This is a genomic window from Roseibium album (assembly GCF_965233825.1).
Taxonomy (GTDB): Bacteria; Pseudomonadota; Alphaproteobacteria; order Rhizobiales; family Stappiaceae; genus Roseibium; species Roseibium album.
In genome coordinates this window covers 623,229-648,847 of the sequence record NZ_OZ247583.1, presented here as the reverse complement: position 1 = coordinate 648,847, position 25,619 = coordinate 623,229, and the positions used below count along the sequence as shown (strand labels likewise).

At 56.4% G+C, this 25,619-nt stretch carries 26 protein-coding genes; 16 read left to right on the top strand and 10 right to left on the bottom strand.

Annotated elements, in window-relative coordinates; translation table 11 throughout:
- Positions 1-150: 150 nt before the first annotated feature.
- The 3 genes from ACO6TI_RS02975 (at position 151) to ACO6TI_RS02965 (ending at position 1,733) form a co-directional block, all read left to right on the top strand.
- A complete protein-coding gene (locus ACO6TI_RS02975; protein ID WP_055114727.1) occupies positions 151-519 on the top strand; it encodes a hypothetical protein in 369 nt (122 codons plus the stop codon).
- A complete protein-coding gene (locus ACO6TI_RS02970; protein WP_104702536.1) occupies positions 519-1,079 on the top strand; it encodes a TetR/AcrR family transcriptional regulator in 561 nt (186 codons plus the stop codon). Before ACO6TI_RS02975 ends, ACO6TI_RS02970 begins: the two co-directional genes overlap by 1 nt.
- 147 nt (positions 1,080-1,226) lie before the next feature.
- Positions 1,227-1,733, top strand: a complete 507-nt coding sequence (locus tag ACO6TI_RS02965; protein ID WP_029062601.1) for a hypothetical protein — start codon at positions 1,227-1,229, stop codon at positions 1,731-1,733.
- On the opposite strand, the gene ggt is transcribed toward ACO6TI_RS02965, so the two are convergent.
- Positions 1,730-3,469, bottom strand: a complete 1,740-nt coding sequence (gene ggt / locus ACO6TI_RS02960; protein WP_422384315.1) for a gamma-glutamyltransferase — start codon at positions 3,467-3,469, stop codon at positions 1,730-1,732. The two genes, ACO6TI_RS02965 and ggt, sit on opposite strands and share 4 nt — an antisense overlap.
- 177 nt (positions 3,470-3,646) lie before the next feature.
- Between ggt and ACO6TI_RS02955 the strand changes: the two genes are divergently transcribed.
- Positions 3,647-4,015, top strand: a complete 369-nt coding sequence (locus ACO6TI_RS02955) for a c-type cytochrome (protein ID WP_306359827.1) — start codon at positions 3,647-3,649, stop codon at positions 4,013-4,015.
- A 10-nt stretch (positions 4,016-4,025) separates the two neighbouring features.
- Here ACO6TI_RS02955 and ACO6TI_RS02950 read toward each other — a convergent pair whose 3' ends face one another.
- Positions 4,026-4,997 carry an endonuclease/exonuclease/phosphatase family protein gene (locus ACO6TI_RS02950; RefSeq protein ID WP_055114723.1) on the bottom strand — a complete coding sequence of 324 codons (972 nt, stop codon included), beginning with the start codon at positions 4,995-4,997 and terminating at the stop codon, positions 4,026-4,028.
- Positions 4,998-5,092: 95 nt separating this feature from the next.
- Here ACO6TI_RS02950 and ACO6TI_RS02945 point away from each other — a divergent pair, with 95 nt between their 5' ends.
- The gene (locus ACO6TI_RS02945; RefSeq protein WP_282045949.1) at positions 5,093-5,491 is read left to right on the top strand and encodes a YchJ family protein; all 399 of its coding nucleotides are present in this window, start codon (positions 5,093-5,095) and stop codon (positions 5,489-5,491) included.
- Between the two features lie 213 nt (positions 5,492-5,704).
- Here the strand turns inward: ACO6TI_RS02945 and ACO6TI_RS02940 are convergent, their stop codons facing one another.
- Positions 5,705-6,472, bottom strand: coding sequence for an SDR family NAD(P)-dependent oxidoreductase (locus ACO6TI_RS02940; protein ID WP_055114721.1), 768 nt, complete (start codon positions 6,470-6,472; stop codon positions 5,705-5,707).
- Positions 6,473-6,603: 131 nt separating this feature from the next.
- Here ACO6TI_RS02940 and ACO6TI_RS02935 point away from each other — a divergent pair, with 131 nt between their 5' ends.
- Positions 6,604-7,179 carry a TetR/AcrR family transcriptional regulator gene (locus ACO6TI_RS02935; RefSeq protein WP_422384314.1) on the top strand — a complete coding sequence of 192 codons (576 nt, stop codon included), beginning with the start codon at positions 6,604-6,606 and terminating at the stop codon, positions 7,177-7,179.
- A gap of 445 nt (positions 7,180-7,624) precedes the next feature.
- Here ACO6TI_RS02935 and ACO6TI_RS02930 read toward each other — a convergent pair whose 3' ends face one another.
- Positions 7,625-8,317, bottom strand: coding sequence for a VPLPA-CTERM sorting domain-containing protein (locus ACO6TI_RS02930; protein ID WP_055114717.1), 693 nt, complete (start codon positions 8,315-8,317; stop codon positions 7,625-7,627).
- Positions 8,318-9,155: 838 nt separating this feature from the next.
- Here ACO6TI_RS02930 and ACO6TI_RS02925 point away from each other — a divergent pair.
- Complete coding sequence (locus ACO6TI_RS02925) at positions 9,156-10,448, top strand: oligosaccharide flippase family protein (protein ID WP_422384313.1); 1,293 nt, start codon at positions 9,156-9,158, stop codon at positions 10,446-10,448.
- Positions 10,438-11,568 carry a GNAT family N-acetyltransferase gene (locus ACO6TI_RS02920; RefSeq protein WP_422384312.1) on the top strand — a complete coding sequence of 377 codons (1,131 nt, stop codon included), beginning with the start codon at positions 10,438-10,440 and terminating at the stop codon, positions 11,566-11,568. Before ACO6TI_RS02925 ends, ACO6TI_RS02920 begins: the two co-directional genes overlap by 11 nt.
- A gap of 13 nt (positions 11,569-11,581) precedes the next feature.
- Here ACO6TI_RS02920 and ACO6TI_RS02915 read toward each other — a convergent pair whose 3' ends face one another.
- From ACO6TI_RS02915 to ACO6TI_RS02905, 3 genes are all read right to left on the bottom strand, one after another.
- Positions 11,582-13,213, bottom strand: coding sequence for an AMP-binding protein (locus tag ACO6TI_RS02915; protein WP_422384311.1), 1,632 nt, complete (start codon positions 13,211-13,213; stop codon positions 11,582-11,584).
- Between the two features lie 71 nt (positions 13,214-13,284).
- A complete protein-coding gene (xerD, locus tag ACO6TI_RS02910; RefSeq protein ID WP_196877804.1) occupies positions 13,285-14,211 on the bottom strand; it encodes a site-specific tyrosine recombinase XerD in 927 nt (308 codons plus the stop codon).
- Between the two features lie 374 nt (positions 14,212-14,585).
- Positions 14,586-14,729: a hypothetical protein gene (locus ACO6TI_RS02905; RefSeq protein WP_172670721.1), complete on the bottom strand. Its 144-nt coding sequence runs from the start codon at positions 14,727-14,729 to the stop codon at positions 14,586-14,588.
- 130 nt (positions 14,730-14,859) lie between these two features.
- Between ACO6TI_RS02905 and ACO6TI_RS02900 the strand changes: the two genes are divergently transcribed.
- Genes ACO6TI_RS02900 through ACO6TI_RS02890 form a run of 3 tightly spaced genes read left to right on the top strand, consistent with a single transcriptional unit; the run spans position 14,860 to position 17,991 of the window.
- Positions 14,860-15,507, top strand: a complete 648-nt coding sequence (locus tag ACO6TI_RS02900) for a shikimate kinase (protein WP_196877803.1) — start codon at positions 14,860-14,862, stop codon at positions 15,505-15,507.
- A 31-nt stretch (positions 15,508-15,538) separates the two neighbouring features.
- Positions 15,539-16,681 carry a 3-dehydroquinate synthase gene (gene aroB, locus ACO6TI_RS02895; protein WP_422384310.1) on the top strand — a complete coding sequence of 381 codons (1,143 nt, stop codon included), beginning with the start codon at positions 15,539-15,541 and terminating at the stop codon, positions 16,679-16,681.
- Entirely contained in the window at positions 16,678-17,991 is a 1,314-nt protein-coding gene (locus ACO6TI_RS02890) for an HlyC/CorC family transporter (RefSeq protein WP_104702527.1), read from the top strand. The genes aroB and ACO6TI_RS02890 overlap by 4 nt, the downstream gene beginning before the upstream one ends.
- Positions 17,992-18,000: 9 nt before the next feature.
- Here the strand turns inward: ACO6TI_RS02890 and ACO6TI_RS02885 are convergent, their stop codons facing one another.
- Positions 18,001-18,303 carry a BolA family protein gene (locus tag ACO6TI_RS02885; RefSeq protein ID WP_055115567.1) on the bottom strand — a complete coding sequence of 101 codons (303 nt, stop codon included), beginning with the start codon at positions 18,301-18,303 and terminating at the stop codon, positions 18,001-18,003.
- A gap of 181 nt (positions 18,304-18,484) precedes the next feature.
- Here ACO6TI_RS02885 and ACO6TI_RS02880 point away from each other — a divergent pair, with 181 nt between their 5' ends.
- The 4 genes from ACO6TI_RS02880 to ACO6TI_RS02865 all read left to right on the top strand — a co-directional run bounded on the left by ACO6TI_RS02880 (position 18,485) and on the right by ACO6TI_RS02865 (position 23,096).
- The gene (locus ACO6TI_RS02880) at positions 18,485-19,075 is read left to right on the top strand and encodes a DnaJ domain-containing protein (protein ID WP_055114702.1); all 591 of its coding nucleotides are present in this window, start codon (positions 18,485-18,487) and stop codon (positions 19,073-19,075) included.
- 67 nt (positions 19,076-19,142) lie between these two features.
- Complete coding sequence (gene cobS / locus ACO6TI_RS02875; RefSeq protein WP_029062587.1) at positions 19,143-20,129, top strand: cobaltochelatase subunit CobS; 987 nt, start codon at positions 19,143-19,145, stop codon at positions 20,127-20,129.
- 7 nt (positions 20,130-20,136) lie between these two features.
- Complete coding sequence (gene cobT / locus ACO6TI_RS02870; RefSeq protein ID WP_055114700.1) at positions 20,137-22,041, top strand: cobaltochelatase subunit CobT; 1,905 nt, start codon at positions 20,137-20,139, stop codon at positions 22,039-22,041.
- A 14-nt stretch (positions 22,042-22,055) separates the two neighbouring features.
- On the top strand, positions 22,056-23,096 hold the full coding sequence (locus tag ACO6TI_RS02865; protein WP_422384309.1) for an esterase-like activity of phytase family protein: 1,041 nt from the start codon (positions 22,056-22,058) through the stop codon (positions 23,094-23,096).
- Positions 23,097-23,242: 146 nt separating this feature from the next.
- Here ACO6TI_RS02865 and ACO6TI_RS02860 read toward each other — a convergent pair whose 3' ends face one another.
- A complete protein-coding gene (locus tag ACO6TI_RS02860; protein WP_055114696.1) occupies positions 23,243-23,929 on the bottom strand; it encodes a queuosine precursor transporter in 687 nt (228 codons plus the stop codon).
- A gap of 23 nt (positions 23,930-23,952) precedes the next feature.
- On the bottom strand, positions 23,953-24,249 hold the full coding sequence (rpmB, locus tag ACO6TI_RS02855; protein WP_029062583.1) for a 50S ribosomal protein L28: 297 nt from the start codon (positions 24,247-24,249) through the stop codon (positions 23,953-23,955).
- 345 nt (positions 24,250-24,594) lie between these two features.
- On the opposite strand from rpmB, the gene ACO6TI_RS02850 reads away from it, so the two are divergent.
- The gene (locus ACO6TI_RS02850; protein ID WP_209000533.1) at positions 24,595-25,425 is read left to right on the top strand and encodes a DUF3108 domain-containing protein; all 831 of its coding nucleotides are present in this window, start codon (positions 24,595-24,597) and stop codon (positions 25,423-25,425) included.
- Positions 25,426-25,619: the final 194 nt, after the last annotated feature.

Genomic DNA, 25,619 nt, shown 5'->3' with positions numbered 1-25,619 from the left:
GGATAGCGCTATCATTCCATTTTTTGAGTGTCAATCTGTCTGTATCAATCCTCCGGGAAATGTTTGGCGATGCGTGACTGTGCGTCGCATGGCATGCGCTGCAGGTTTAGAATATACAAACCATAACATATGGTATGTTTGGAGATTGATATGAATACATTTCTCGCCCTGGCTGCCGGCTTGTCCGCGCTTACCTGCCTGATCCACACGTTCCTCGGAGGTCGGGAAATTGCCGTCCCCTTGCTCAACGCGGTTGATCTCGCACCGGTGCCTAAATATGTCAGCTACTACTGCTGGCATCTCGTGACCATCGCGCTTGCCGCAATCTCGCTGATGTTCGCGATCGCGGCGATCTATCCTGAAAGTTGGGAACTCGGATGGATGGCGACATTCTTGGCGGCATCATTCTGTATTCTCGGGTTGGTGCTTCCCCCAATGAAGAAACAGTCCTACAAAGCGATGCCGCAAGGCTGGCTGTTCCTGCCGATTGCGGTTTTCGGTGCGGCCGGTGGAGCCTGATGAGTTCAAGGAAACGCTTTGCAAAAAAGGACTGGCTGGACCTTGCTCTCTCGTGTCTTGCGCAAGAAGGCGGATCCGGGCTTACGGTCGAAGCCCTTTGCAACGCCGCCGCACGGACAAGGGGGTCGTTCTACCACCATTTTGCCGATCACGATGTTTTCCTCAAAGAGCTGTTTTCGGAGTGGAAACAGCGAAACACCCTTGATGTGGCGGATGCGATCATGCAGCAACCGCACGACAAACGCGCAAAGACCTTGTCGGATGTTGCCAACATGCTGGACCAGGACCTTGAAAGAGCGGTTCGACAATTTTCCCAGTCAAATTCCATTGCGAGGCGGATTGTCCAGGATGTCGACCGGATCAGAACCGAGTTTGTCGTGGGCCTTTACCGGGATGCGGGTCTGGAAGACAGCCTTGCAAGAGAAATTGCCCAACTCGAATATGCAGCTTATGTCGGCTCACAGATTGTCTGGCCCGACATGAATGCGCAGGACCGGATCCGTCTTGATCAACGCTTCGCCTCGATGGTAGCCAAAGCCTTCCGGCGGGATGCAAGCTGAGCTTCGGCGGACCGGCAACTGGGTACGATTTGTTCCGAAACAACGATCGAGTGAACACTGCGCTCACGCGAATGTGATCGCTAACCAATCTTCAACGGCTTTCTGTTAGTCAGTGACTGATCCGGACCACATGAAACGGCATCCGTCATGCACGCACTTCGCCAACCTATTACCGCAGTTGTCATTGTCTTCTGGTTTTTCTTCTGGCTGCTGAACGGCCTCGACAAGTTCTTCGCGCGCCAGAATGTCGGTTTCGTTCACTGGTGGGGGAATCACCGCGTTGAAAAATTCACCATGTATTTCGACAGGCTTGCGCTGGACCCGGCACTTGTCGAGGCAACGCTGATCTTTGCCGGACTTGTTGAATTCGGAGCGGCCGGCTTTTTTGTCTGGGCGGCAATCAAGCTCCTGCGGGGTGAGCCCGGCGTTGCCTATCGCACGGATCTGGCAATCACCGTTTCGATTGCCGTTTTTCTCGGTTTCACGATTTTCGACGTCATCGTGGGGGATCGGGCCGAACTGCTCGAGCACTCGACTTATATCGGGGTGCTCCTGGTGTCGTTTCTGGCGGTGTCGGCAGAAAGTTTCTTCCGGCACCTGAAAGATCTCGACAGCCAGAGCACCCTCAACAGGCACTATCCTCCCAAAGCCTAGTAACCTGCTGTCAGGGCGCCCTGACGCCTGGGGTCCGAATAACCGGCAAGCACGCCGCCGACATTCATGATCGACTGCGTCGACCCCATGGCGTTCTTGACGACGACCTTGTGTCCACGGTCTTCCAGAAGCTTGACTGTATCCGGTGAAACACCCTCTTCGATCCGAATTTCGTCTGGAAGCCACTGATTGTGGATCCTCGGCGCGACCGTCGCTTCGGCGATGTTCATCTTGTGGTCGACAATGTTCAGGACGATCTGCAACGTCGTTGTGATGATCCGGCTGCCGCCCGGTGAACCGGTTGCCAACAGAAACTTGCCGTCCTTGAACACCAGGGTCGGGCTCATGGATGACAAGGGTCGCTTGCCGGCCTCGACCGCGTTGGCCATACCGCCAATCAGGCCATAGGCGTTGGGAACGCCGGGCTTGGCGGAAAAGTCGTCGAGTTCATTGTTCAACAGGACACCGGTTCCGTCAGCTGTCAGGCCCGAACCATAAGAAAAGTTCAACGTGTAAGTGTTTGAAACTGCGTTCCCGTCCTTGTCGACGACCGAATAGTGCGTGGTTTCATTACTTTCATAGGGAAGCGGGTCCGCGGGTTTCACGTCTTCCGACGGTCTTGCAACATTCATTTGAATGGTTTTCGTCAATTCCGCGGCGTAGTCCGGCGAGGTCAATCCCTTGATAGGAACGCTGACATAGTCCGGATCCCCCAGATATTCCGACCTGTCCGCATAGGCCAGGCGCATGGCCTCGGACATGGCATGGATCGAGTCGGCCGAATTCGGACCGAATTCATTCATCGGAAAATTTTCCAGAATGTTCAGGATCTGCACAATGTGCACACCGCCGGACGACGGCGGTGGCATCGAAGCGATGTCATAGCCCCTGTAGTTTCCCGTCACAGGCTCGCGCCAGACCGGTTCATAATTCGCGAGATCTTCGACGGTCATGCTGCCACCGGCGTCCTGAACCTTCTTGGCAATCTTTTCGGCGACGTCACCCTTGTAAAAACCCTCTGCTCCCTGCTCGGAAATCAGCTGCAGCGTGCGGGCGAGATCCGCTTGCACAAGTGTTTCGCCCGGCAAATAGGGAATGGGGCCTGCCTTGAAGAAAATCTCCGCGGTAGCCGGATCCTTCGTCAGACGTTCTGCCCTGGCGCCAAGAGCGGAAGATAGACCCGGAGTTACCGTGATTCCGGAACCGGCAAGTTCGATCGACGGCGCGACCAACTCTGCCCAGGTTACGTTGCCGCTGCCGTATCTGGCAAAAGCGTCCGCAAATCCAGCGACGGTTCCGGGAACACCGATTGCCAGGCCGGAAAACCTCGACTTCTGCTTGTCGGGTTCGCCATCCGGTCCGAGGAACATGTCCCTGGAGGCGCCGGAGGGTGCCTTTTCGCGATAGTCGAGTGCCTGGGTTTCACCGCTTTCGGCCATGTGGATCATCATGAAACCACCGCCGCCAAGATTGCCGGCGCGCGGAAGCGTGACGGCGAGCGCGAAGCCGGTCGCGATGGCGGCATCCACGGCATTCCCACCCTGTTTGAGGATCTCGAGCCCGACAGAAGTGGCAACGGCTTCCTGGCTTGCAACCATGCCGTTCTGTGCCGTGACCGGATGAAACAGGTCAGTCAGGGCGTAGATGGGAGCATCCTGTGCGGTGACGGCAACAGGTGGCATGGCAAGCATGGCCGCTGCGACAGCGCAAACGACGGTTTTCAGACGACGTCCCATATCAATCTCCCTTGTTCGGAATTTCCGAAGTCTGTCTGACGGGCGCTAGAGAGGCAACAAAAAAGCGCGCGCAGGTTGTCGGTATTTTGCAAGTTTTGACTCACCGCAAGGTGAGTGCAACAGGAAACCGACACACTGCAATTCACGTCTTCATCAGAAGCGCAGGAGGGAGAATTCATGGTTCGGCAACAGGAAGCACCACAATCTTTTCTGGCCAAGGGTCATCGCGTTGGATTGCAGGGCATGATGGTGGCGGTTTTGTGCCTTTCCGGCGCTCTTAGCCCTGCGTTGGCCGCCGACGCGGCAGCCGGTAAGGCTCTCGCGCTTCAATGGTGTTCTGCGTGCCATCTTGTTGCCGAGGACCAGCCAATGGCGACAAGCGTTTCCCTTCCGAGTTTCTATGACATGGCGAAAGACCCGGACTGGACAGAGGCGACACTGGCGACATTCCTTGCCGACCCTCATCCCAAGATGCCGAACATGAGCCTGGGCAACAGGGAAATCGCGAACCTGGCGAAATACATCAGTTCGCTCGCGCCTGAGTGAACAATCCGGCCTATAGTTCGAATTCCGCACGCATCGCCGCGTGATAGGATCCAGCATATCCGTCATCACCCGCATCAAGGACCTCGTCGGGCAGTCCGCAGTTGAAGACCCGAACGTCAGCAGTCCTATCCGTCATTGCCCGGCTTGCAAGTATATGGTCGAGCGCCTGACCCCTGCCCTTGTGGATGACGGTTTGCCGCCGGTCGAGCGGCAACGAGGCGTCGAGTTGAAACAGTCGGCGGTTTTCGAATTCAGGTGACGCCGTGTCGTCCGGGTCGGCGCGCAGCAACCGCAACGTGCCTGTGTCGCCTGTCGCATTGAAATCGCCCGTCAAGACAACCCGGGCTTCTTCGTCTTCATCAAACAGCTTCTCGACCGAAAGGCGAAGCTCGAGGGCCTGAGCGGTCTGTTTCAGGACCGACAGCTGATAGCCTTCCGCCCAGGCTGAAGCACTTTTCCAGGAACGGTCCGGGTTCTTGCCGCCGCGGATCATCGCCGCGATCGGCGCGCGCAGATGAACCACGAAGAGGTGCAGGGGTTTTGCCGAACCGAAATCGACGACAGATTTCAGGATGGGACGTTCGAATGTGATGGCTTCGGGAGTTTCGTATGCCGGATCGGCTGTTGTCGGTTGCCAGAGCGGCGCGTTTGCGTGCTGTTGAAACAGGCTCTCATGCTCCGATATCGGATATCGCGACAACAAGACAAGATTGTGCTTGTCGCCGGGGCCCTTGCCGGGAGCGCGTTCGCTGGCAACTCGATGATAGGTCTCATAGGGAGTTCCCGCCAGCAGGCGTTCAAGCGCCGGAAACTGGCGATGGGAGGAACCCTTGATCTTTTGTGCGTTTACTTCCTGAAGGCAGAGAATGTCCGCTTCGAGTTCCATGATCCTTGGACGCAACGCGTCCAGCCGCGGCTTCAGCGCGGTGGCGTCATACCGGTCGAACCCGAATGATTCCATGTTGAATGTGGCAAGTTTCATGAATGATGCCCCCGGGAAATTCCTGTTCAGACGATAGCGGCAAGGCACGCCTGGTGGTAGACAGCGCAAGAATGACAGGAGAACCAGAGGCCGGGATGACGGAAAAAACATGCCCCTGCGGTGATGGCAAGTCCTTTGATGCCTGCTGCGGACCTTATCTCTCCCGGGCTTCGGTCCCTGTAACCGCCGAAGCCTTGATGAGGTCCCGTTACACAGCTTTTGTGCGTCAGGACATATCGTATCTGAGAGACACCCTTTGGCCGAAAAATCTGCGTGGTTTTGATGAGGTTGCCACTGCGAAATGGGCTGCTGAAAATCACTGGACCGGATTGACCGTTCTTGACGTGCAAAAGGGCGGGGCGGCAGATCGTGAAGGAACGGTGTTGTTCGAAGCAAGGTATCTGTCAGGTGGCAAACTGAATACGCACCGGGAATGTAGCCGCTTTCGGAAGAAAGCCGGCAACTGGTACTATGTCGAAGCGCTGGCACACTAGTGTGGTGTTTCCTTGTGAAGCAGAGCAACCGTCTTTCGGATTTGGTTGTCTTGTCTCACCGCATAGTTGTGAAGCTCTTGAAAATGAACCGTTCTTTCCGCGTGCATCTTTCCAGCGCACAGCCAAAACGAGGTGGATCAGCTTCAATCAGGGGTCCGGGCCCCACCGGAGCCACACGATGGGGGCAACTCCGGTAAGAATTTTTTCGATCGGCTAGTTCCGGCCCGCCATGACCCCGCCGTCGACATCCCAGATCGCACCGGTGACCCAACTGGCCTCGTCCGACAACAGAAAGTCGACAGTGGACGCGACGTCGTCAGCAGTTCCGATGCGACCAAGCGGGTGGAACGCATCAAATCCGTCCTTCAGTGTTTTTGAAATCTGTTCTTCGGGAATGAATGCGCCGTATATGGGCGTTTCCACAACCGCCGGAGCAACGGCGTTGACACGGATGCCCTGGTCCCCGAGCTCCATTGCCAGGTGTTGGGTGAAGGCATGCAGGCCGGCCTTGGCCATGGAATAGGCAGAAGATGGTGTGGCCTTGACGGCTTGATGCGCCCACATGGAGCCGAGATTGACGATTGCACCTTTTCCGGCACCTGCCATTTTGCGCACAATCGCTTGGGTGATCAGAAACGTGCCGCGATTAAAGGCGTTGTACAGATCAAAATCTTCGCCCGTGTGGTCCAGAAACGGTTTCGGACTGAAATATCCGGCCGCGTTGACCAGATATCCAATCGCTCCGTCAAGGTTCTCGATATTCCTTATGAGACCGTCCACATCCCGTGTGTCGGTTACATCTGCCTGCCAGATTTCAACTGGAACATTGTGACGGTTTTCGATGTCGGATTTCGCACCGGCAAGTTTTTCTGTGCTTCGACCTATCAGGATCAACGGAATGCCGCGTGCTGCCAGTCGGTGTGCAGTGGCCAGTCCCATGCCGGAGGTGCCACCTTGAATTATTGCGATTGAATCCATCATTTCCACATTCCTCACATTCGGCACGTTATTTTATCTACCTACTGATAGATAGATTTGATGATCGACATATCAGTGTTGCAAAGGGTTCTGTCAACCCCTATCTATCAGTTGGTAGATAAAGAGGTTGACCCGTGAACGCGCCGATTGCAGACACCGAAGCCAAAATTCTCGATCTGGCAGAGACCCTGATCCGTCAAAACGGATACAACGGGTTCAGTTTCCGCGATATCGCGTCCGGTGTCGGGGTGAAGAGTTCGAGCGTGCACTACTATTTTCCGACGAAAGCCGATCTCGGTGCCCGGGTTGCCAAGAGATACACGGACCAATTCATGGAGACGCTCGGTGATCCGGGATCACCGGAAATAACGGCCGAAGGACCGGTTGGAAGACTTAGTACCGTATTTGCCACCGCCCTGGGACAGGATGGGCAGATGTGTTTGTGTGGTGTCCTGGCTGCGGAATCTGCCGGATTGCCTGCAGCGGTTGTTGAAGAGGCAAGAACATTTTTCAACCGGACAGCCTTCTGGTTGAAAACCGGGCTGAAGAACAGCACTTTGGGTCGCGATTTTTCTGATACTGATCTCGAAAAACAGAGCTTTGCCATTCTGGCGCAACTCGAAGGTGCCATGTTGATAGCGCGCGTCCAGGGTCAACCAGGTTGGTTTGATGATCTGACATCAAAACTGTTTGCGGATATTACAAAATAACTTCTTGTGTAGAATGTATAGAAAAGATCTTGCGAGTTATTTTATCAGATTTACTAAATTCAAAAAATATATAAATCCACAGTTATGAATAATATTTAATTTGCATATGCCTTTGCGAAACAACATCTTTTGTTCAGACGCAACGTTGTTTAAGCGGAGGACTTCATTTGTTGAGATATGCAAACAAACACATGGATGAACTCAGGAAAGAGATCGAAATTCTGCTCAATCGCAGAGATATTGAGCCGTCCGAAAAAAGCAAGAAACTGGATCGGCTGGATCGATCCTATCAATTCTGGCGTCAGTTCGCCTAGGGATCGTTTCATTCGATAGGGAGCAACTGAGCAGCACGGCGCATCGAAATCAGATAGATTGCCAGGTTCAGTCGTTTCCAAAACACATGCGGCCCGCAAGGGCCGCACTTTTTTTGCCGCTGTGTCTTCGCTTAGGCCGATTTGCGGCGGCGGGCTGCAAATCCGAGCATTGCAACACCTACCGGAAGCAACAGTCCGGCTGCCGGGATCGGCACCGCGGTCAAATTCACCGTATCGATGAAGCCGCCAAGTGTGTTTTGTTTCCCGGTGGCTGCGAATGAGAGTGAATAGTCGCCTGCGGTGTCGACCTTGAACAGTGACTTTACAAGGGTCCAGACACCAACAGAAGTATCCGGAGATGCTCCCGGACCGGTTATGAAGCCGGACAAGAGACCATCGCTCACCGAATACTCGATGCCATTGGAACTCGCATCGTTGGTGCGTGGACTATACCAGAAGGAAAGCTCATAAGTTCCAACGCCGAGCGAAACTTCCTGTTCCATTGTCGAATTCGAGTTTGGCTTCGGGTGACTGTCCAGTTCGATATAATGCTGACCGGAATGAGCGTCGATGGAGCCCAAAGTCCGGTTCGTCTGAACCTCGATGCCGGCTCCGGCAGTGGTCTTCCAGCCACTGATCTCACTGAAAACGTCCCAGGACGAACCGGTTGTGGCGAGATTTGAAAGCTTGTTGCCTTTAACCAGTCCGGTTGGGTCCAGGGTGGTCGTGTCTTCAAAATCGCCGTTTACGATCATCGCATTCGCTGCATTTGCGCCAAGCAGGGCGGTCACGGCAACGGTCGCAGCCATTATCGATTTCATCATGGTAGTCACCTCAAATAACAAGCTGAATGCCGACGATGAAATTTGACCGCCAACGTGTGTCCTGAACACTCGCTTGTGTGCACATTGTCCGTTTTTTTGGTTCCCATAAGAGAACTTTAAGACTCTATAAACTTTTTTTATTTCGCGAGCAAGAAAGGACAAGGGATTCCGCCACGTAATTGAGAATTATGGTTAATTCGAATTTACCATCGGAATTTTCGGTTGAAAGAAAAAGATCCGGTCCCTGAGCTTGGCGGCGTCACAGGGACCGGATCGTAGGGCGGACCGTAGGGGAGGCAACCTTCCGAATCCGCGAAGATCAATCCAATTGAACAAACGACAATCCGTGTTTCATGATCCTGTTTGTCCAATAAATTGTTCCCTATTTGTTCTCATTCTTTCATGAATGTCAACGGATCATTTTGCAATCTGTTCTTCTCATTTGCAGCTGATCCGGAACAGGAACACGATATCTGCGGCCTTGCAGGAACATGGGTTCAGCAAGCCAAACCGGCCCTCGGTTTCGGAATTGGTCCATATCTGGACCTGGTGCCTGTGACGATGCCGCAGCGAAGTTCGGGTACACAGCCAGCCAAAGGGGTATCACGCATCTGTGAAGCTGATTCCGTGCCGGTCAATTCAAAGCCACGGAATATTAAGTCCCACATGTCACAAATACGGGGTGATTTTCTCAAGGACCCTGAACGTGCGATTTACCGCCCATTCCTGGACGAAGCGTTTTCAAGACGCCACCTGGTTTCAGGGGCTCGGTAAGAGCATAGACCAACTCGGATTCCTCAAACGTGGAAGTCCTTCAGGCCAACAGACGGCAGGACGCATGGCAGTGTCCACGTTTGCCGTGCGTGTCGGCGGCGCTGCGTTGGCCTATCTGTCACAGATTGTCCTGGCACGTCTCCTGGGCGCACATGACTACGGCATCTATTCGGTTGCCTGGACGGTCGTGATCATTCTGGGCGTGATGGCCTGTGGGGGGTTTTCGACATCGGCCAGCCGGTTCATTCCCCAGTACCGCCAAGCCGGAGATCTTGCCGCGCTGCGCGGTTTCCTGAAGGCGAGCCGCCTGATTGCATTTCTGATAGGCATTGGCGCAGCTGTGATTGGAATCGGACTGGTCCACCTTTTGCGTCCGGCAATAGACCCTTCCTACAATCAGCCACTCATAATCGTGTTTCTGGCCCTGCCGTTTTTCGCGTTTGGCCTCGTACAGGACGGGATTGCCCGCAGTTACGACTGGCCTTCACTCGCAATGCTCCCGACCTACATCTGGAGGCCGCTTGCCATCCTTTTACTGCTGGTGGCCGCGGTCTTCGCCGGTCGGCCGGCCTCCGCGGAAACAGCGGCGTTTGTTGCCGTCGCGGCGACCTTGCTCGTAGCAGGATACCAGTATTTTCATCTCAGAAAACGCCTGCCGCAGCAGATCCCGCCCGGTCCGTCAAGGGTCGAGCTGAAATCATGGGTCGTGGTTTCCCTGCCAATGCTGATGGTGGAAGGCTTTCTCCAACTGATCACCAGTGCCGACGTGATCATGGTCAGTTTCTTCCAAAGTCCGGATGAGGTCGCTGTATACTTTGCTGCGTCACGAACATTGGCCCTGGTGCATTTTGTCTATTTCGCTGTCAGGGCAGCATCGGCACACCGTTTTTCCGCCTATACGCACAATCAGGACCTGAAAGGTCTGGCAACCTATACCCGGCAGGCGACGCTCTGGACATTCTGGCCGTCTCTCTTGGCCGGTGCGGGTTTGCTGATTGTCGCCCCGCTGTTGCTGCGGCTATTCGGCAACGGTTTCGAAAGCGGTTATCCGTTGATCGCGCTCCTCATGATCGGCGTTCTGGCACGCGCGTCGGTCGGGCCGGCGGATTCATTGCTGTCCATGACCGGTCACCAGCGAACCTGCGCCGGCATATATGCCGTGACGTTTGTGTTCAACGTGCTGCTCAACCTGATATTCATACCACTGTTCGGGCTCGCCGGTGCCGCAATCGCGACCAGTTGCGCGATATTCCTTGAAGCGTCGGCGCTTGCCATTGCCGCGAAGCGGAAGCTGAATGTGACGACATTTGTTGTGCCCTTGATGTACTCGAGCGGAGGGCGCGCGGATGAAGACTGACGCCTCAGGCACATCAATGGTCGAAACTGTTTTCTTCGATCCGCTAGGCGAAAATACACCGGTCGAGGCCTGGCAGACCCTGTGCGATGAAGCAGTTGATCCGAACCCGTTTTTCAACCCTTCATTCCTGCAGCCGTTCCTGAGGAACATGAGTGCGCGGAATATCCGCTTGTTGGCCTTGAGAGAGAGACCGACTGGCCGCTGGTTGATGGCCGCTCCTATCCGACGATGTCCGGCCGGGCTCGTTCTTCCGGTTGCCATGGTCTGGACGACGGAATATTCCCCACTCGGAACGCCGCTAATGTCTCCGCAGGCCGACGATGAACAGATAAAGACATTCGTCAACACGGCTGCCGGCGGTGCCGGCATTTTGGCCGTTCCGTTCTTGCCAATGGCTTCAGGCGTTGCAATGCGGTTGACGAACCTGGAGAACATGAACGTTGCGAAGACAGCCCGGTTTGAACGGGCAAGCCATGCAGGCGGGGACGAAGGTGAAAAACAGCTGGAAGACGCCTTCAAAGGCAAGCGGCGCAAGGAAATGCGCCGTCTCCTTCGCCGGCTCGAGGATCACGGAACCGTCAACCTGTCGAGCGTTACCGGTGCCAGGACACTCGGGTGTTTCGAACAGTTTCTTGAGCTTGAAGCGTCCGGATGGAAGGGGCGGGAGGAAACCGCGCTGGGCAGCAATCCACAGACCGCGGCCTTTTCACGTGGCGTGATTGCTTCGTGCGCACATTCGGACAAAATCCGGATCGACGAACTGCGCGCAGGCGACAGTCTTATCGCGTCGCTCGTCTCATTTGTTGACGGCGGCTGTGTCTTTTCCTGGAAAATTGCGTTTGACGAGGGCTATGCGCGCTATTCGCCTGGTGCCCAGCTGGTTCTTTACACATTCCGGGAAAATCTGGCGCAATCCGGTTTCAGATATGCAGACTCCCTTGCGATCCCGGGACATTCGATGATCGAACCTCTCTGGCGTGGCCGCCTGGAGATTGGGACGCTGCTGCTGGCCAACCAGCCTCTGGGTGATCTGAAAAACAGTCTTTGCGCGGCTGATATGGCTTTCGAACAGAAACTCCGTCGGGTTGCTCGCACGGTCAGGGCGAAGCTGAAATCCTGATGCAAAAATCCGGTCAGACTGTTTCGGAGCGTGCCAGTTCGCGCAGTTTTCTGCGGATCACCTTGCCAGTGGTGGTCATGGGAAGGTCTTCGACAAATTCAATTTCACGCGGATATTCATGTGCTGACAAGCGGTCCCGGACAAAGCCCCTGATATTGTCCTCAAGCCCAACGCTCTCGGCATTGTCAGGCCGCAGGACAACGTAGGCCTTGACGATCTCGGTTCGCAGCGGATCGGGTTTGCCGACGACGGCGGCCAGCGCGACTGCCGGATGCTTGATCAGGCAGTCTTCTATTTCGCCAGGACCAATCCGGTAACTTGCAGACGTTATGATGTCATCGTCACGGCCGACAAAATGTACATAGCCATCCTCATCCATCAGGCCCTGGTCGCCGGTGATCATCCAGTCACCGATGAACTTTTCCTGCGTCGCCTCCGGCTTGTTCCAGTATTCCAGAAACATGACCGGGTCAGGTCTTCGTATGGCAATCTGGCCCAATGCCTCCGCCGGCAGCACGTTCCCACCGTCATCGATGATCGCGACGTCATGTCCAGGCGTTGCCTTTCCGATCGCGCCGGCTCTGGTAACACCAAGTGATGCTGCGGATCCCAGGACGGCGTTGCATTCTGTCTGTCCGTAGAACTCGTTGACATGGAAGCCGAATTCTTCCGCGAACCAATCGTAGGTTTCCCTGCCGAGGGACTCGCCGGCCGACCCGACGCTGCGCCAGCTCAACGTGAATCGTTTCGCCGGATTATCAACGGCACGGAGCATTTTCAGGGCTGTCGGCGGTATGAACGCGTTCCTTATCCCCTGGCTTTCCAGCAAGTGAAATGCAAACTCCGGGTCGAATTTCCGCGAAGCAAAAGAGACCACCGGAACGCCCAGTTTCAATGCCGGAAACAGCGCGTTCAACAGACCGCCCGCCCAGGCCCAGTCGGCAGGAGTCCAGAGGAGATCACCGGATCTGCCCAGAAAATTCTGGGAAAGTTCAATGCCCGGCATATGGCCAATCAGCACCCGGTGCCCGTGCAGCACGCCTTTGGGCTGGCCGGTCGTGCCGGACGTATAAATCATCAGGGCGGGGTCATCCGGGGTCGTTGCAAGTGTTTCAAATCGATCACTTGCCTTCTCGGCAAGAGCGTTGAACGACAGATCCTTCGAACCGGCTTCATCCACCGACACAACAAATTCCAGATTGGGCAGGTCGTTGCGTATTTCGTCGAGCTTTTCCAAACCCGCGGCATCGGTGACAAGGACCCTGGCGCCTGAATCGGATAATCTGTACCGCAGTGCATCCTGCCCGAAGAGGGCCGAGAGAGGCACCGCGATTGCACCGAGTTTATAGGCAGCCAAATGCGCAATAGCAGTCGGCGGGCATTGCGGCAAAAGCAGCGCAACGCGGTCACCAGGGCGAATTCCGAGAGACCTGAACGCGTTTGCAAGCCGATTGGCGACCCGGTTCAGCGCCTGATGTGTCCAATCTTCGGCGGTTCCGTTTGTATGGATATGCCGGATTGCAAGCCGCTGAGGATCGCTTGCAGCCCAAGCATCGCTGACCACACCCGCCACATTGTATGTATCAGGCAGCGACCACTGGAAGCGGGTTTTCAGCGTGTCATAATCGCCGGCAGGCTGCAGCATATTCCAGATCCGATGCTATTTTTTTAGGCAGGGACTTTAAGGCCCGGATTGCTGCAGTGCAATAGGGCGTCTTATTCGCGCTGCGCCAGCGGATGCGCGCTTTCAACCAGTTCGCGGAGGCGCTCGTCCAGAACATGCGTGTAGATCTGTGTCGTGGAGATGTCCGCGTGGCCCAGCAGTTGCTGAACAACACGCAGATCAGCGCCATTTTGAAGAAGATGAGATGCGAAGGCATGTCGAAGCACGTGCGGCGACACCTTGGTGGCATCCAGCCCGGCCTTGGTTGCGAGATCCTTCAGTTCACGGGCGAAATGCTGTCTGGTCAAGTGACCACTGTTTCCGTGCGAGGGAAACAACCAGGGGCTTTTCTCAAAGGCACCCTCGGCTGAACGAAGACCGACATAGTCTTTCATGGCGGCCTGTGCTGCATGCGACAAAGGCACGAGGCGTTCCTTGCCACCCTTGCCCTTGATTTCGATCAGTCGCGTGTCGCGCAAGGCGGCCCTGACGGGAAGTGCTACCAGTTCCGATACGCGCAGTCCTGTCGCATAGAGCACCTCGATCAACGTATACATCCGCTGGGCCCGAAGTCGTGCCGCTGCGCTGCGCTGAGGAGTTTCCGTCTCCACTCTCGCGCACTCGATCAACCTGTCGACTTCGTCCATCGACATGACCTTCGGCAAACTGCCGCGCTTTTTGGGAGCAGACAATGTGCGCGTAGGGTCGTCCTGGCGAATGCCTTCGGAATAGAGAAACTTGAAGAACTGCTTCAGGGCCGACAAGCGTCTGGCCTGGGAGGTTTCTGCAAAGCCTCGCCTGGTCAGATCACTCAGATAGGCGGAAACATCGCTGCTTTGGGCGACTGCGATCTTTTTTCCGCCGAGAAAGCCGGAAAAGTCCTCAAGGTCCCGCCGGTAACCGTCGAGCGTATTGTCTGCCGCCCCCCTTTCGGCGGCGAGCATTTCCAGAAAGTTCTCCAGGTCGAAGCCGGTTGCCATTTGTTCAGATCCTAGGTCACGCCTTCGCAATTGAGACTGAAACGGTGGAGGAGTTTTTGTCCGCAAGAACGGCCATTTTCAATTTGGACGCCCAAACATAAAATGGCTCAGTTCTTGGTTGGATCCGACCACCGACGGAATACCGGTTCTCACCATTCCTGACACTGCCGGAAGTGTAAGCTTGCAGGAAACTGTCCGGTTTTCAAGCGCTTGCAGCCCTGTTGTCCGGCAAATTCACACCATCGCAAGGCACGGCCAGAACCGCCTGGATCTGCCGGATCAGTCCGCTTTTACAAGGGCAGGCACACTTCGTGCTTCGTCTGGCGGAAGTTCCTTGTATCCGGCGCTTACAACTTCATTTGCGGGTGTGAGACCTAGCGTCCGAATCCGTCCTTTTTTACCCTGACGGTGATTTCCCGCTCACGCGGATCGACGAAATTTGCCAAGGCATAGATTGCGCCATAGCCAAGCGCGCCAAGCAGAATCAGCACAAGCAACAGGCGGGTCAGGGTCGGCAAATGTGATCTCCCGGGCGAATCGAATACCGGATTGTTTCAAAAACGCAGCGGCAAGCGCAAGGCTCGCAAAGAATTTCGTTGACGATGTTCCACGACGTGTCTTTTTTAGCGAATATGTTACAACGCAGCCATGACTGAAAACGACAAGACACGGGACTTGAACGTGCATACCGCAGGACTGAATGCAAAATCGGTAGATCCCGACCGGCTCGTCGCAGCGCTCGGTTCCCGGTCGATCGTGCTCGTCGGCATCATGGGATGCGGAAAATCAACAGTCGGCAAGCGGCTTGCGCAGCGACTCGGCCTTGAGTTCATCGATGCTGACTCCGAGATAGAACGCGCAGCCAACATGACGGTTTCCGAAATTTTTGCGGCACATGGCGAGCCTTATTTCCGCAGCGGTGAAGAGCGGGTTATCGCGAGGCTTCTCGGAGAAGGGCCCCAGGTTCTTGCGACGGGTGGCGGCGCATTCATGAGCGAAACGACCCGAACCGAGATTTCGGAACACGGTTTGTCGGTCTGGCTTAAAGTGGACTTTGATACAGTCATGGCGCGGGTCAGGCGGCGTGCAACCCGGCCTTTGCTCCAAAATGCGGATCCGGAAGGAACGATGCGTCAGTTGCTCGACGAGCGGGAGCCGGTTTATGCAACAGCAGCGCTGACGGTAACATCCAAGGATGTTCCCCACGATGCGGTCGTGGATCAGATCATTGTCGCCATGGCTGCTTATCTACTTCAACATGAGGACACATTGACCTCATCGACGCCTCATACCTGATTTCATACCCGACACTTGGACTTTCGACCACATGGCAGACACGATCGCGGCACCGGCCACATCAGACAGAAATACAGTGCGCGTTGACCTTGATACGCGCAGTTATGACATCAAGATCGGCCGGGGACTGATTGAGACAGCAGGTGCCGAAATAGTGTCTGTTCTGCCGGGGGCACGTCTTTGCGTGATTGCCGACAAAACCGTCGCCGGGCTGCATCTGGACGCCTTTTCAACCAGTCTGGACGCAGCAGGCATCGTGCACACCGTGCTGACGGTTCCTGCCGGCGAATCCACCAAGTGCTTTCGCGAGTTCGAACGGCTGTGCGATGACGTTCTGGCCACCCGCCTCGAACGCGGCGATGCAATTGTCGCGCTGGGTGGCGGCGTCGTCGGCGATCTGGCGGGGTTCGTGGCGTCCGCAACCCGTCGTGGAATGGCTTTCGTTCAGGTGCCGACCACATTGCTGGCGCAGGTGGACAGCTCGGTGGGCGGCAAGACCGGTATCAACTCGCGGCACGGCAAGAACCTGATCGGCGCCTTCTATCAACCGGTTCTCGTGCTGGCAGATACAGCAGTGCTCGACACGCTTCCAATACGAGATTTCCGGTCCGGTTACGCCGAGGTTGCCAAATACGGATTGTTGGGCGACGCGGATTTTTTCGATTGGCTGGAGGTCAACTGGAAAGCCATCTTTGCAGGTGGTCCGGAAAGAGATGAAGCCGTTGCACGATCCTGCCAGGCGAAAGCGGACATTGTTGCCGCCGATGAACTTGAAGCAGGCCAGCGTGCTCTTCTCAATCTCGGACACACTTTCGGTCATGCGCTTGAGTCGGCGGTTTCCTATGAAACCGAGCGCCTTGTACATGGTGAAGGCGTATCCATCGGCACAATGCTCGCTCACGAGTTCTCGGCGCGACTCGGCCTGATCGGTGAAGACACCGTAATGCGGGTACACAGGCATCTCACTGCTGTGGGACTTCCTGTCAGGTTACAAGACATACCGGGCCAGCTCCCTCGCGCCGAGACCTTCATGGATATCATTGCCCAGGACAAGAAAGTCAGCCGGGGTTCGCTGACTTTTATTTTGACGCGCGGGATCGGACATGCCTTCGTTGAAAAGGGTGTCGACCCCGCTATCGTAACTGAATTCCTCAAGGAGAAACTCGAACCATGATGGAATCGGCTCTTTGGCTGGCGATCGCCGCCATCTTCGTGCTCCTGTTCCTGTCAGGTTTCTTTTCCGGCTCGGAAACGGCGCTGACCGCGGCGTCCAGAGCCCGTATGCACCAGCTGGAGAAGACCGGAGACTGGCGCGCTCGCGTGGCCAGCCGCCTGATCGCCTCCCGTGAGCGGCTGATCGGCGCTCTTCTGCTAGGCAACAACCTCGTCAACATTCTCGCCTCAGCTCTGGCGACTACCGTATTCCTGTCGCTCTTCGGAGAGGCGGGGGTCGCCATCGCAACGCTTGTCATGACGGCACTCGTGCTGATTTTTGCCGAGGTCCTGCCCAAGACCTGGGCCATTTCCAATCCGGAACGCTTCGCTCTGATGGTAGCGCCCATCGTGCGCATCGTCGTGGCCGTCTTTGGCCCCGTAGTCGTCGGCGTGGAGTGGATTGTCCGTCATATCCTGAGGTTCGCCGGTGTTCAGATCGGCGCAGATGCATTCATATTGTCCGCCCACGATGAATTGCGCGGAGCGGTTGATCTTCAGCATATCGAAGGTGGCCTTGAAAAGGGTGAACGCGACCGTCTGGGCGGATTGCTGGATCTTGCCGAACTGGAAGTCTCCGACGTGATGGTCCACCGGACCAACATGCTGGCTTTGAATGCGGACGAGGATGCCGCGAAACTGGTCAACTCGGCGCTTGCGGCTCCCTATACACGCTTGCCGCTCTGGCGCGGCGAAAGTGACAACTTCGTCGGGGTTCTGCACGCAAAAGATCTGCTTAGGGCTCTCCATGCAGCAGGTGGGGATGCGGCAAAAATCAACATACTCGACATTGCATCCCCTACCTGGTTCGTTCCCGATACGACCAGCCTGCAGGATCAACTGAACGCGTTTTTGCGGCACAAGTCGCATTTCTCGCTCGTTGTCGACGAGTATGGCGAAGTGATGGGCCTGGTCACGCTTGAGGATATTCTGGAAGAAATCGTCGGCGAGATTGCCGACGAGCATGACCTTGAGCTTGAGGGTCTGCGTCCGCAGGCAGACGGCTCGGTGATCGTCGACGGGTCGGTTCCGATCAGGGATCTCAACCGTGCCGCGGACTGGAGCCTTCCGGACGACGAGGCAACGACAATCGCCGGACTGGTGATTCACGAAGCCAGAATGATCCCGGAAGAGCGCCAGATCTTCACGTTCCACGGCTTCCGCTTTACCGTGCTGCGGCGCGAAAAAAACCGGATCACGCGTCTGCGCATCATGCCGCTCGGTCAGGCGCGCGTCGCTACAAGCGGCGAATCGTCGCGGGTTCCTGCCTAGAAGCGATGATCAACCCTGTCCGGCCACGCGCGCTGCGCGCGGATCCGGCTCATCCGGTGTCCGGATTTCCAGAGCCAGCGCGTGGACGCTGTCGGCAAGTTCCTCGGCCAGAATTTCATGGATGGCCCGGTGACGGGCAACACGGTTCATGCCCTCAAAGGCTTTCGCGGAAATCTGCACCCTGAAATGTGTCTCGCCGCCTTCGCGCCAACCGCCGTGCCCCCTGTGGTTTTCGGACTCGTCGATCACATTCAGATAATCCGGTGAAAACTCTGCCGTCAGTTTGGCGGAAATCGTGTCTTTTGTGCTCATGATCCTCAACGTGTGACCGGAGTTTTCAAAGTCAAGTCTTTGCTGGCACAGTCGCGACTGATATGGTGTCGGGCTGTTTGAGACCTGAATGAATCGGAACCCGGAAATTAACTTTGGACACCGGGGAAATGCAACACCCAGCGGCTTGTCCGCGATCTGATAGAACTCGATATTCGACCGCATGAAACTGGAATCAAAACTCTTCGACAGTATTAGAGTGAAGCCCGACAAGGAGCGCGCGGCGCAGGACAAGCATCCTGTGTGCGAGCATCCGGGCTGCAAGCGTCCCGGTATGCACCGGGCGCCAAAGGGCCGCGACCGGGAAGGGGAATATTTCAATTTCTGCGTCGACCACGTACGCGAGTACAACAAGTCCTATAACTACTTCATGGGAATGGGTGACGATGACGTCCGGTCCTATCAAAAGGACAGCCTGACAGGTCACCGGCCTACCTGGCAGATGGGCGTCAACAAGCAGGCCGCCGATGGCCCCGACGGGTACGACCCGCGCGCCAATATGCGCAATAATGCACAGCAGCGCGCGGAACAGGTGCGCCGACCGCGCCAAAGAAAACTACTAACGCTTGAAAAACGTTCCCTGGATGTGCTCAATCTGCCTAACACAGCCCGTGGCGCCGAGATAAAAGCGCGCTATAAGGAGCTTGTAAAACTCAACCATCCGGACGCCAATGGCGGTGACCGATCTTCTGAAGACCGACTGCGGGAGATCATCCAGGCCTACAACGTCCTGAAAAAAGCCGGTTTCCTTTAAGCCTGCAGGGTCCTGCCGGCTTTTCCCAAATGATCCTGCCCGAATATTCCGGGGCAGCGGAGGACTGATGACTGAGACGACGACTGCGGCCATGGCCATGCCGGACACTGAAGTTTCTGTAGAAGAGGTTTTCGGATTCAAGTCCAGCCTCAAGGTACCGGCATTTTCCACGCCGTCCGAGCATGTGCCGGAGCGCGACGAGGATTATCTGTTCGACCGAGCAACAACGCTGGCGATCCTTGCGGGGTTCGCGCATAACCGGCGCGTTATGGTGACCGGTTATCACGGCACCGGTAAATCGACCCATATCGAGCAGGTTGCCGCCCGCCTGAACTGGCCCTGTATCCGCGTCAACCTCGACAGCCACATCTCGCGTATCGATCTTGTCGGCAAGGACGCCATCGTCATCAAGGACGGACAGCAGGTCACCGAATTCAAGGATGGTATCCTGCCCTGGGCGTACCAGCACAATGTCGCGCTTGTGTTCGATGAATATGACGCCGGACGACCGGACGTTATGTTCGTGATCCAGCGTATCCTGGAGTCTTCGGGCCGCCTGACATTGCTGGACCAGAGCCGCGTCATTCGGCCCCACGGTGCGTTCCGCCTGTTCTCGACGGCGAATACGGTCGGCCTCGGCGATACGTCCGGCCTCTATCACGGCACGCAGCAGATCAACCAGGCCCAGATGGACCGCTGGTCGATCGTGACCACGCTCAACTATCTGCCTCACGACAACGAGGTCGATATCGTCTTGTCCAAGGCCAAGCACTTCCAGACCGACGAAGGAAGAAACACCATCTCGAAGATGGTTCGCCTTGCAGATATGACCCGCAACGCTTTCGTCAATGGCGACCTGTCGACCGTGATGAGCCCGCGTACGGTCATCACCTGGGCGGAAAACGCCGAAATCTTCGGTGATGTCGGATTTGCCTTCCGCCTCACCTTCCTCAACAAGTGCGATGATATGGAACAGTCCCTTGTCGCTGAATTCTACCAGCGCTGTTTCGGGGAAGATCTGCCGGAATCCTCTGTCAATGTCGTGATGAGCTGAGAAACCCATGGCACCGCGCCCCGGTCACAATACACTTCCGGGCAACAAGCCCGCGCCGTCGACCGAACCTTTCAAGCAGTCGGTCAGCGGAACAATGCGGGCGATTGCCGGAGATGCGGAACTTGAGGTGGTGTTCTCAGGTGATCGCCCGGGACTGAGCGGTCAGACCGCCCGTCTGCCGGAGCCCTCTCGCAAGCTCAATGCGCGGGATGTCGCCGTTACACGGGGACTATCGGATTCCATGGCTCTTCGCATGGCCTGTCATGACAAGGCAGTGCACTCGAAAAACATGCCGCAGGGTTCTGATGCCAGAGCCATTTTCGAAGCCGTGGAGCAGGCGCGCTGCGAGGCGGTCGGCGCGCGGCGGATGCAGGGTGTTGCCGAGAACCTTGCCGTCATGCTGGACGACAGGTTCCGCAAGTCGGGAGCTCCGGACATTTCAAGCCGGGAGGAAGCTCCGCTTCAGGATGCCCTTTCCATGATCGTTCGCGAACGCCTGACCGGTGCACCTCCACCGGAGAGTGCGGCGAACCTGGTCGACATGTGGCGCGGCTGGGTCGAGGAGAAGGCTGGCGAGGAACTGGATCTGCTGAGGACCGAGGTTGAAGATCAGAATTCGTTCGCCTCGCGCCTCAGAGATGTTCTCAAATCGCTTGATATGGGCGATGAACTTGGCGATCAGGATCAGGACAGCGACCCTGATCAGAACGAAGACCAGGGCAACAACGAGGAAGCCGAAACCGGCGACGACGAAAACGACACCGGCGAACAGGAAGCCGCCCCGCAGGAGATGGAGCTTTCCGGCGAGGAGCAGGAAGCGGGGGAAACCGAAGCCGCTGACATCGATATGGAAGACTTCGCCGAACAGGACATGGCGGAGGATTCGGAAGAGCCGGGTGAGAACGACAGGCAGGACACGCCCTTTTCCAATCGTCCTGAAACGGATTACCGGGTATTCACACATCAGTTTGATGAAACGGTCACTGCTGAAGAATTGTGTGACACGGCTGAACTGGACCGGTTACGCGGTTTTCTCGACAAGCAGCTCACGCATCTCCAGGGCGCTGTCGCCCGCCTTGCGAACCGCCTGCAGCGCAAGCTGATGGCGCAGCAGAACCGCGCATGGGATTTCGACCTGGAAGAGGGACTGCTCGATACGGCACGGCTGACACGTGCAGTCACCGATCCGATGTCACCTCTTGCCTTCAAGCAGGAGCGCGATACCAACTTCCGAGATACCGTGGTCACCCTGCTGCTCGACAATTCCGGCTCCATGCGCGGGCGTCCGATCACGGTCGCCGCGACATGTGCTGATATCCTTGCGCGCACGCTGGAGCGCTGCGGCGTGAAAGTGGAAATCCTGGGCTTTACGACAAAGGCATGGAAAGGCGGTCAGTCGCGCGAGAGCTGGATCGGTGCGGGCAAACCGCCGACCCCTGGCCGGCTGAACGATCTGCGGCATATCATTTACAAGTCTGCAGACGCGCCATGGCGCCGGGCGCGGCGTAACCTCGGCCTCATGATGCGTGAAGGCCTCTTGAAGGAAAACATCGACGGTGAAGCGCTGTTGTGGGCGCATGACCGTCTGCTCGCCCGTCAGGAACAACGCCGCATCCTGATGATGATTTCCGACGGGGCGCCGGTGGATGATACGACCCTGTCGGTCAATCCGGGCAACTATCTGGAACGCCACCTGCGCTACGTTATCGAGGAAATCGAAACCCGGTCACCTGTCGAATTGATTGCGATCGGCATCGGGCATGATGTCACCCGCTACTACCGTCGGGCCGTGACGATCGTGGATGCGGAAGAACTGGCCGGTGCCATGACAGATCAGCTTGCGGATCTGTTCGACGACGAGGTCCAGCAGGATCATCAGAACCGCGGCAGGCGCCGCGGTGGCCGACGATAGGTTCTGAAGAGACCATGGCGCGTCGGTTGCCGAATTTCAGTTCCTGTTTTGCTCTGGTGCTGACTGCATTCGTTGCTGTGTGGGTTGCGGACACGCCTGTCGCCCTGGCGCAGGAGATCTTGAGTGAAGGTCGGTCTGTCAAGGCGCGGACGAAGATCATAGAGACGTTTCACATAGGTCATGACGACACAAAATTCGGAGCGCTGACATTTCTTGGTGGTCTGGAGCTTCTGGCCTCCGACAGGAAAATCGGCGGCCTTTCCGGACTTCTCAGCCTTGATGATGGCAACGCCTTTCTTGCGGTGACGGACAATGGCCACTGGGTCAGCGGTGCGATCAAGCAAACGACGGATGGCAAACCAGTTGATATCAGTGAAATCCGCTTTACCCCTCTATTGGGAACCGACGGCAAGACGCTTCAGGCCAGATGGGGTCATGACACGGAAGCGCTGACACTGTCGGAATCTGGTCTTTATGTCTCCGCGGAAACCAAGAATGCGATCTACCACTATCCCTGGCCGCTGATCACTGGCAAGGAGCGTATGATCGGCGAGGTCAATCTGCCGGACGAGATTCGCGCACTGCCTCGCAATACCGGCCTTGAATCGCTCGCCGCAGCACCGGATGACAGCGCGTTGACCGGCAAACTGATTGCCATTGCGGAATCGAGCCAGAGCGACGCCCACGACCTATCTGCCTATATCGTCGGGCCGAACGGCGTCGAACGTTTTTCCATCAAGCGGAGCAACCGTTTTGATGCGACCGACGCGGCCTTTCTGCCGGACGGTGACCTCATCCTCATGGAGCGGAGATTCAATCTGCGTGACCTGATCGGACTGCGTCTGAGACGCATTGACGGGGCGGCGATCAAACCCGGTGCCGTGCCTGAGGGCAAAGTCATCCTGGAAGCGGATTTCAAGTACCAGATCGACAATATGGAAGCCTTAGCCGTTCACCAGAATTCCAAAGGAGAGACGATCCTGACGCTTCTGTCGGACAATAACCGGTCGATCTTGCAGCGCACGGTTTTCCTGCGGTTCAGGCTGGAGGAATGATCCGACACCGGTTGGCAAACCAGCCGTATTTCGAAGCGTGAGTGGCAAAGAGTATAAAACAGCTATTCATTTTTGAAACTAGATAGCGACTCAATCAATTGATTTTAAATAAAAAAACAGCTTGAAGTGCCTTTTAAATTCAGCATCTACGCCGCTGTACCATTCGGCACAGGCCTGAAGATATTCAGGATGATCCTGTAGGGGGCCAGCAAGGCGAGGGCCACGAGGATCTTGACCATCAGGTCACCGACCGCGAGCGACATCCAGAGGAGAACCTCTGTTTCCCCGCCAATGCCGAGGAACGGGACCGGGAAGGCCAGCGAGCCGTCCTCCATGCCGAACAGGCTGTCGACAAAAGCAAAGCTTGCGGAAAAGGCGATGCCGAAGAACAGCAGCGTGTCGATGACGGAGCCGATCAGCGAGGACGCCATCGGTGCCTTCCACCACGTCAGGCGGCGCAGCTTGTCGAAGATCGTGACATCAAGCAGCTGGGCGACAAGAAACGCGGTGCCGGAAGCAATCAGGATGCGGGGGGTGGTGAAGGCCTCGTCGACAGCCCAGAAAATCATCGGAACGACAATTGCCAGGATGAAGCCGGAAACAACGACCTTGCGGGCCGCGACAGGGCCGAAACGTCGGTTGGTCAGATCCGTGACCAGAAACGCGATGGGGTACGTGAACGCACCCCAAGTGAGCGTATCGGCCAGGTTAATACCACCGACAACATGCTCGACCGGGAACTGCACCAGGTAATTGGAGGCTGCAACGACAAGCGCCATCGCGAGAATCGCGATGGCGTGATGGCCCGCAGAGAAGCTCCGGGTATCCGTCATTTCAATTGCCCCAAAGGGTTGGATCAAGCAGCGGCGGCGTCAGCCTGCTTGCGCTTGATGCTGACCTTGATCTTGCGGGCAGCGCCGGAGAGCTGGTCGTCGGATGCCTTCAGAAGGTATGCGTCCAGACCGCCACGGTGCTCAACAGAGCGCAGGGCGTGGGCGCTGACACGCAGCTTGAAGCTCTCGCCAAGGGATTCGCTCATCAAAGAGACGTTGCACAGGTTCGGCAGAAACCTGCGGCGGGACCTGTTGTTTGCGTGAGAGACGTTGTTGCCTGTCATCACATCTTTGCCGGAAAGTTCGCAACGGCGTGCCATGATATCACCTTTTGTTTTCGCGGCCGGGCCGTTACATGGAACCCGGCATGTCCAAACCGGAACCGGCGCGGACCTGAGGTCCGGCGACATCGTCTCCGGCATTTCTCGGAAAAAGTTGCCCCGCTATAATGGCAGCTCGCGCCAACGTCAAGACATCTCCTGCCCATTGGCATGATTCTGTGGTTTTATTTATGCCAAGTTCAGATGTTAACCTCTGAGTTACCATAATTTAGAATGATTGACTGCGTTCGGCAGGTGATTTTCATGCTAAGGTTGGCTTGGCGGAACATTGTTGGCGTGGGGGCGTTGTTCACTGCCGGAGGGGCAGTGCGGAGGTTTGTTAAAGTGATTGGTCTGACGTCATTCGGGCGCCTCGTCGTCCTCCCATTGCTGGCAGGTGCGCTGTTTGTCGCGCCTGCGGAAGCCAAAAAGAACGGTGTCGGCGGGGTTTATTCAATCTCTCTGGCCGGTTTCAAGATCGGGCGCGGCACGCTGTCGCTTGTCATGCAGGGGAACGCCTATTCGGCCAAGGTTACGGTCGCCCCTGCTGGGATAGGCACGTTGTTTTCGACCGGCAAGGGCGGTGCCGAAGCCTCGGGCTGGCTCGTCGGCTCCAAGGTCGTCCCGTCCAAGTACAGGATGGCGTCCCACGCGTCCAATCTCGATTTTTACGTCAATCTGAACCAGGGATCGCGCAATATCCGCTCCATGGAAGTTGCGCCGCAGTTCAAACCGAATCCGGAACGGGTCAAGATCACCAAGCGCCACAAACGCAACGCGATCGATCCGCTCAGCGCGGCCCTGATGCCCGTCAGACGGTCCAAGGACAGCTTCGGACCGAAGGCCTGTTCCCGTAAATTGCCGATTTTCGACGGCTGGACCCGTTTCGATATCAAACTGAGTTTTGAAGGCACAAAAGAAGTCTCCGGCAGGGGCTACGACGGAACCGTGGTTGTTTGCAAGGCGCGATGGGTACCCGTTGCCGGTCACCGTCCGTCGAAGGAATCCGTCAAGTACATGGCGAAGGCCAATATGGAAGTCTGGATTGCTCCTATGGGACGGGACAACGTTCTGGTCCCTTATCGTATCGCAATCGACACCAAGAATGGACGACTGCTGGTGGAAGCCAGCAAGCTTACGATAGACGGTGCCGGTAGCGATCAGGCTGCCAGGTAGTTCACACCTCAATCCTCGTGCGTGCGTGAATATGTTGCCGCGCGCACTTTCTCATGCTTCGGGAATGTTCTGGTATCTGGAATTGTCCGAGAGGTTCAGGCGGAGACTTGCGCCCTCTTGCGTCTCTTGATACAGCGCTCCACATTACGCCATCTGGGTGTGGAAACACCTTTGTAACAGATTTCCGGACCGGT